The organism is Geodermatophilus sp. SYSU D00079 (assembly GCF_054050635.1).
Window position 1 is genome coordinate 23,644 of sequence record NZ_JBJGZS010000037.1, and the last position, 6,332, is coordinate 29,975.

Below are 6,332 nucleotides of genomic sequence, written 5' to 3' on the forward strand. Positions count from 1 at the left end.
CGGCGGGTGACGGACGCCGAGAGGGAACTCACCCTCCCCGACCCCGTGCTCGACACCGTGGGGGTCGGCCCGTGGCAGGGGCCGTGGCCGGAGGACCCCCGCTACGACCCCGAGCTGCTGGCCGCCGGTGACCGCCGCAACGTCGTCGACCGCTACCGGTACTGGACCGTCGAGGCGATCGTGGCCGACCTCGACACCCGCCGGCACCCGTTCCACGTCGCCATCGAGAACTGGCGGCACGACCTCAACATCGGCACGGTCGTGCGCACCGCCAACGCGTTCCTGGCCTCGGCCGTCCACGTGGTGGGCCGCAGGCGGTGGAACCGGCGCGGCGCCATGGTGACCGACCGCTACCAGCACGTGCGCCACCACCCCGACGTCGGCACGCTGGCCGCCTGGGCGCGGGCCGAGGGGCTGCCGCTGCTCGCCGTCGACAACCTGCCCGGTGCCCGGCCGCTGGAGACCGAGGCCCTCCCCCGGGCCTGCGTGCTGCTGTTCGGCCAGGAGGGCAGCGGGCTCTCCGCCGAGGCGCGCGACCTCGCCGACGGCGTCCTGTCCATCGCCCAGTTCGGCTCGACCCGGTCGATCAACGCCGGCGTGGCGGCCGGCATCGCCATGCACGCGTGGATCCGCCAGCACGGGGTGTGAGGGCGCGGGCCGGGCCGCGGCGTCGCTGGTCCGCGCGGACCGTCCGGGGCCGTGCCAGGCTGCACCGTCATGAGCCGGTTGTCCGAGGTCGACCTGGGTGCACGCCTGTCGAAGGCCGACGCCAAGGAGCAGCTCGCCGCAGCGCAACGGCGCCTGGTCCACCTGCGCCTGCTGCTGGGCGGGCAGCTCGGCACCGGTGAGCTGGGCCCGCCGCTGTGCGTGCTCTTCGAGGGCTGGGACGCCTCGGGCAAGGGCGGGGCCATCAAGCGGCTGGTCGAGCAGATCGACCCCCGGCACGTGCGGGTCGCCCAGTTCGCCGCCCCCACCCACGACGAGAAGCGGCACCACTTCCTGTGGCGGTTCTGGCCGGTCCTGCCCGGCTGGGGCGGCATGGCCGTCCTCGACCGCACCTGGTACGGCCGGGTGCTCGTGGAGCGCGTCGAGGGGTTCGCCTCCGAGGAGGCCTGGCAGCGGGCCTACGCGGAGATCGTCGACCTGGAGACGACGCTGGCCGCCGAGGGGATGGTGCTGGTCAAGTTCTGGATGCACGTCTCCCCCGAGGAGCAGCTGCGCCGCTTCGAGTCCCGCCGCGACGACCCCTACCGGGCCTGGAAGCTGACCGACGAGGACTGGCGGAACCGGGAGAAGCGGGACGCCTACGAGGCCGCCGTGGAGGAGATGCTCCAGCGCACCGACCACGCGGGCGGGCGCTGGCACGTCGTCGCCGGGGACGACAAGCGGTCCGCCCGCGTCCAGGTGGTCCGCACCGTCTGCGAGCAGGTGGAGGCGGCGCTCGTCGCGGCCGGCATCGACCCCGACCCACCGTTGCCCGGGGCCGCCCCATGACGACACCGCCGGTGCTGGTGCACCTGGTGGGACCCGACGCCTGGCGGACGGCGCTGGCCGAGGGTCCGCTGCGGCCGCCCTCGCTGGCCGAGGCCGGTTTCGTGCACCTGTCTACGCCCGGGCAGGTGCACCTGCCGGCCGGCCGGCTGTTCCCCGGCCGCCGCGACCTCGTGCTCCTCGTCGTCGACCCGGCCCGGCTGGCCGACCCCGTGCGCTGGGAGCCCGGTGCCCCGGAGGACCCGCCGGGCCTGCGTTTCCCGCACCTGTACGGCCCGCTGCCCACCTCCGCCGTCGTGGCGGTGGTGCCGTGGCGCCCGCCGGTCGAGCCGGTCCTCCCCGCGCCCGACGACGAGCTGGGGCGGGTCCACGCGCTGCAGACCTCCCTGCAGGTGCGACGGGCCGCCGAGGTCCGCGACGTGCCCGGCGGTGTGGCGGTCCGCGATCCCCGCTTCCCGCACTCCCGGGACGACAACACCGTCGTGCTCACCTCCCCCACCGACGCGGCGACCGTGGCGCGGACGACGACCGCCGTCGCCGCCGAGCTGGACTGGCCGGTGGCCGCCGTGACCCTGCGCTGGCCCGGTGCGGGGACGGTCGCCGCGGAGCTGTCCGCGGCCGGCTGGGAGTCCTCGGAGCTGGTCGTGATGGTCCGCGAGGCGGCGCCGGCACCCGGCGGGGACCCCGCGGAGATCGTCGACCAGCGCGAGCTGCACTCCCTGTGGGACCGCTCCTGGCGGAGGGGGCTCCCGCCCGTGCCCGGCCTCGACGAGGTGGTCGCCCAGCTGATCGGCCGGGAGCACCGCACCGCCGAGGTCGTCGCCGTCCACGACGTCGCCGTCCGCGCGGCCGGCCGCCCGGTCGCCGCCGGTCAGCTCCGGGTCGACGGCGCCACCGCGGTCGTGGAGTCGGTGATGACCGAGCCGGCCGCGCGGGGCCGGGGGCACGCCGACGCCGTCCTGGCCCGGTTGGTGTCGCTGGCCGCCGAGGCCGGCTGCGACCTCGTGGCGCTGGAGGCGCACGCCGACGACTGGCCGCGGCACTGGTACGCCTGCCGCGGCTTCCGCGTGGTCGGTTCCAGCTGGCAGCTCGTCCGGCGCGGGTGAGGCGCGCTCCTCAGACGGGGGCGACCCAGGCCAGCAGCAGGTACGCGACGGCCGCCGAGGGCAGCAGGGAGTCCAGCCGGTCCATGATCCCGCCGTGGCCGGGCAGCAGGTTGCCCATGTCCTTGATCCCGAGGTCCCGCTTGATCAGCGACTCCCCCAGGTCACCGACGGTGGCGGAGACGGCCAGCGCGGCACCGAAGAGCACCCCGCCCCACCACGGGCCGTCCAGCGCCAGGGTGACGACGGGGGTGGCGATGAGGACGCAGGCCAGGACCGACCCGGCCATGCCCTCCCAGGACTTCTTCGGGCTGACCGACGGCGCCATCGGGTGCCTGCCGAACAGCACACCGGCGGCGAAGCCCCCGACGTCGTTGCCGACGACGGTGGCGATGAACAGCAACACGCGGGCCACCCCGTCGTCGGGCACCAGCAGCAGGACGGCGAAGCCGGCCAGCAGCGGGACGTAGGCGGCGACGAGGACGCCGGCCGAGGCGTCGCGCAGGTAGCCCACCGGGCCGTCGCCGAGCCGCCACAGCAGCACCGCCAGCGCGGTGAGCAGGAAGCCGACGACCAGGCCCGAGGAGCCCCGGCTCCAGGCCAGCCCGAGCATCGCCACGGCGCCGACCAGCACCGGGGCCAGGGGCGGGTGGGCCCCACCGGCCTGGAGGGCACGGCTGAGCTCGACGATGCCGACGAGGATCGCGGCGACGACGACCAGGAGGAACGCCGGCCGGTAGACCAGCAGCGAGACCACGATGACCGCGCCGAGGCCCGCGCCCACGCCGATGGCCGCGACCATGTCCCGGCCGGCCCGGCCGGGCTTCTTCGCGCCGGGGACGAGCGTGGGACCGATCGACTCGGTGGTGGAGGTGGGGACCGGCGTCTCCACCGTCGCCGGTGACACCCCCGTCGCCGGCGCCTCCACCGTCGGGGGTGCCTCCACCGGTCCCGGTGACGTCTCCGGCAGCCGGGGCCTGCGGGGCCCGGCCGCGGGGGCCTGGGACGTGCGGACCTCGGCCGCCGGCCGGGCCGGCGGTGGTGAGGGTGGTGCGGGACGCCGGCCGGGAACGGGGATCGGCCCGGTGTCGGGATCGGGTGTCATGGGCGGTGGAGCGACGGTGCGGCTCAGACCTCGAGCAGCTCGGTCTCCTTGTTCTTGACCGCCTCGTCGATGCCGTGGACGTGCTTGGCGGTCAGGTCGTCGAGCTCCTTCTCCGCGCGGCGGACGTCGTCCTCACCGGCCTCGCCGTCCTTGGCGATGCGGTCCAGCTCCTCCTTGGCCCGGCGACGCACGTTGCGGATGGCGACCTTGGCGTCCTCGCCCTTGGACCGGGCCATCTTCACCAGGTCGCGGCGGCGCTCCTCGGTCAGCTGCGGGAAGACCACGCGGATGATCTGGCCGTCGTTGGTCGGGTTGACGCCCAGGTCGCTGTCGCGGATGGCCTTCTCGATGGCCGAGAGCTGGCCGTTGTCGTAGGGCTTGATGACCGCCATGCGCGCCTCGGGCACCGTGATCGACGACATCTGCGGCACCGGCGTCGGGCTGCCGTAGTAGTCGACCAGGATCTTGTTGAACATCGAGGGCGCCGCACGCCCGGTGCGCACCGAGCCGAGGTCCTCCCGAGCGACCGACAGGGCCTTGTCCATCCGCTCCTCGGCGTCGAGCAGGGTGTCGTCGATCACGGGTCTCTCCTCCTGGGACGGCGGAGGGTCTCCGCCGCGGGCGTCGCGGGATCTGCGGGCTGCGCCCGCCGGGTCAGGCCGGGTCGCTGATCAGCGTGCCGATCTTCTCACCTGACACCGCGCGGGCGATGTTGCCGTCGCGCAGCAGGTTGAACACGACGATCGGCATGCGGTTGTCCATGCACAGGCTGATCGCGGTGGCGTCGGCCACCTTCAGCTGCTTGGCCAGCACGGTCGCGTAGTCCAGGTCGTCGTACATGACGGCGTCGGGGTTGGTCCGCGGGTCGTCGTCGTAGACGCCGTCCACCCCGTTCTTGCCCATCAGCAGCACCTGGCACTCGATCTCCAGCGCGCGCTGGGCGGCCACCGTGTCGGTGGAGAAGTACGGCATGCCGGCGCCGGCGCCGAAGATGACCAGCCGCCCCTTCTCCAGGTGCCGGATGGCCTTGCGCGGGATGTAGGGCTCGGCGACCTGCCCCATGGTGATCGCCGACTGCACGCGGGTCTCGAGGCCGGCCTTCTCGCAGAAGTCCTGCAGGGCCAGGCAGTTCATGACGGTGCCCAGCATGCCCATGTAGTCGGCCTTGGTGCGGTCCATGCCGGCCTGGGACAGCTCGGCCCCGCGGAAGAAGTTGCCCCCACCCATGACGACGGCCACCTGGGCGCCCTTGCCCACGACCTCGGCCAGCTGCGTGGCGATGCCCCGGACGATGTCGGCGTCGACGCCCACCTTGCCGCCACCGAAGGTCTCACCCGACAGCTTGAGCAGGACCCGCTTGTAGCCGGCACGGTCGGCGGGCTGGAAGGCGGTGGGCGCGGACAGGGGCACGGCAGCGGTGTCGGTCAAGGTTCTTCCCTCGCTCGGTGGCGGTTCCCCCGATCCTGCCGCATCGGACTGCGGCACGATCGCGCGGGCGGGTCGCCCACGGCAGGGGCCGGACAGACCACCGGCCCCGTCCCTGGCGGGGGACGGGGCCGGTGACACTCCCCTCGCCGGACCCCGCCGCGCGCGTGCGAGCGGCGGGGGGCAAGGGGTCCTCTCTCAGGCCTGGCCGACCTCGAAGCGGGCGAACCGCTCGACGGTCAGCCCGGCCTCGTCGACGATCTGCTTGACCGTGCGCTTGGGCTCGGTGATCGACGGCTGCTCGAGCAGGACGAAGTCCTTGTAGTAGGCGTTGACCCGACCCTCGACGATCTTGACGATCGCCTGCTCGGGCTTGCCCTCCTCCTTGGCGGTCTGCTCGGCGACGCGGCGCTCGGTCTCGACCGCCTCGGCCGGGACCTCCTCACGGGTGAGGAACCGCGGGCGGGCCGCGGCGATGTGCATCGCCAGGCTCCGCGCGGCGTCCTCGGTGCCGCCGCTGTACTGCACCGCGACACCGATGGCCGGGGGCAGGTCGGTGGCCCGCTTGTGCAGGTAGGTGGCGGTGGTGCCCTCGAAGACGGCGAAGCGGCTGAGCACCAGCTTCTCGCCGATGCGCGCGGACTCGCCCTCGACCAGCGCGGCGACGGTCTGGCCGTCGACCTCGGTGGCCAGCAGCGCGTCGACGTCGGCCGGCTTCTTCTCCAGGACGACGTCGAGCAGCCGCTCGGCCAGCTTGACGAAGTCCGCGTTCTTGGCGACGAAGTCGGTCTCGCAGTCGAGCTCCAGCAGCGCGCCGTCCTTGCTGACGACGACGCCGTTGGTCGTGGAGCGCTCGAGGCGCTTGCCGACGTCCTTGGCGCCCTTGACGCGGAGGAACTCGACGGCCTTGTCGTAGTCGCCGTCGGCCTCGGTGAGCGCCTTCTTGCAGTCCATCATCCCGGCGCCGGTGGCGTCGCGGAGACGCTTGACGTCGGCAGCGGTGAAGCCAGCCATGTCACTTCCTCTGGTCTGGGTGGGTGCGGAGTCTGGGGGTGCCGGACGGGGCTCGTCCGGACGGAGCGGGGGGGGGGGGGGGGGGGGGGGGGGGGGGGGGGGGGGGGGGGGGGGGGGGGGGGGGGGGGGGGGGGGGGGGGGGGGGGGGGGGGGGGGGGGGGGGGGGGGGGGGGGGGGGGGCGGGGGGGGGGGGG

General features: G+C 74.4%; 7 protein-coding genes. 3 read left to right on the forward strand and 4 right to left on the reverse strand.

Features of this window, described 5'->3' with window-relative positions:
- The first annotated feature begins 6 nt into the window (after nucleotides 1-6).
- The 3 genes from ACI79E_RS20885 to ACI79E_RS20895 all read left to right on the forward strand — a co-directional run bounded on the left by ACI79E_RS20885 (nucleotide 7) and on the right by ACI79E_RS20895 (nucleotide 2,597).
- Complete coding sequence (locus ACI79E_RS20885) at nucleotides 7-648, forward strand: TrmH family RNA methyltransferase (protein WP_456934493.1); 642 nt, start codon at nucleotides 7-9, stop codon at nucleotides 646-648.
- Between the two features lie 69 nt (nucleotides 649-717).
- Nucleotides 718-1,494, forward strand: coding sequence for a polyphosphate kinase 2 family protein (locus tag ACI79E_RS20890; RefSeq protein WP_456934494.1), 777 nt, complete (start codon nucleotides 718-720; stop codon nucleotides 1,492-1,494).
- Nucleotides 1,491-2,597, forward strand: a complete 1,107-nt coding sequence (locus ACI79E_RS20895; protein WP_456934495.1) for a GNAT family N-acetyltransferase — start codon at nucleotides 1,491-1,493, stop codon at nucleotides 2,595-2,597. Before ACI79E_RS20890 ends, ACI79E_RS20895 begins: the two co-directional genes overlap by 4 nt.
- A gap of 10 nt (nucleotides 2,598-2,607) precedes the next feature.
- Here ACI79E_RS20895 and ACI79E_RS20900 read toward each other — a convergent pair whose 3' ends face one another.
- The 4 genes from ACI79E_RS20900 to tsf form a co-directional block, all read right to left on the reverse strand.
- Nucleotides 2,608-3,540: a phosphatidate cytidylyltransferase gene (locus ACI79E_RS20900; protein WP_456934496.1), complete on the reverse strand. Its 933-nt coding sequence runs from the start codon at nucleotides 3,538-3,540 to the stop codon at nucleotides 2,608-2,610.
- A 182-nt stretch (nucleotides 3,541-3,722) separates the two neighbouring features.
- Nucleotides 3,723-4,280 (reverse strand): ribosome recycling factor, encoded by a 558-nt coding sequence (frr, locus tag ACI79E_RS20905; RefSeq protein WP_456922105.1) that lies wholly within the window; start codon nucleotides 4,278-4,280, stop codon nucleotides 3,723-3,725.
- A 73-nt stretch (nucleotides 4,281-4,353) separates the two neighbouring features.
- Entirely contained in the window at nucleotides 4,354-5,127 is a 774-nt protein-coding gene (gene pyrH, locus ACI79E_RS20910; protein WP_456934497.1) for a UMP kinase, read from the reverse strand.
- A gap of 195 nt (nucleotides 5,128-5,322) precedes the next feature.
- Nucleotides 5,323-6,138: a translation elongation factor Ts gene (gene tsf, locus ACI79E_RS20915; RefSeq protein ID WP_456934498.1), complete on the reverse strand. Its 816-nt coding sequence runs from the start codon at nucleotides 6,136-6,138 to the stop codon at nucleotides 5,323-5,325.
- Between the last annotated feature and the right edge of the window lie 194 nt (nucleotides 6,139-6,332).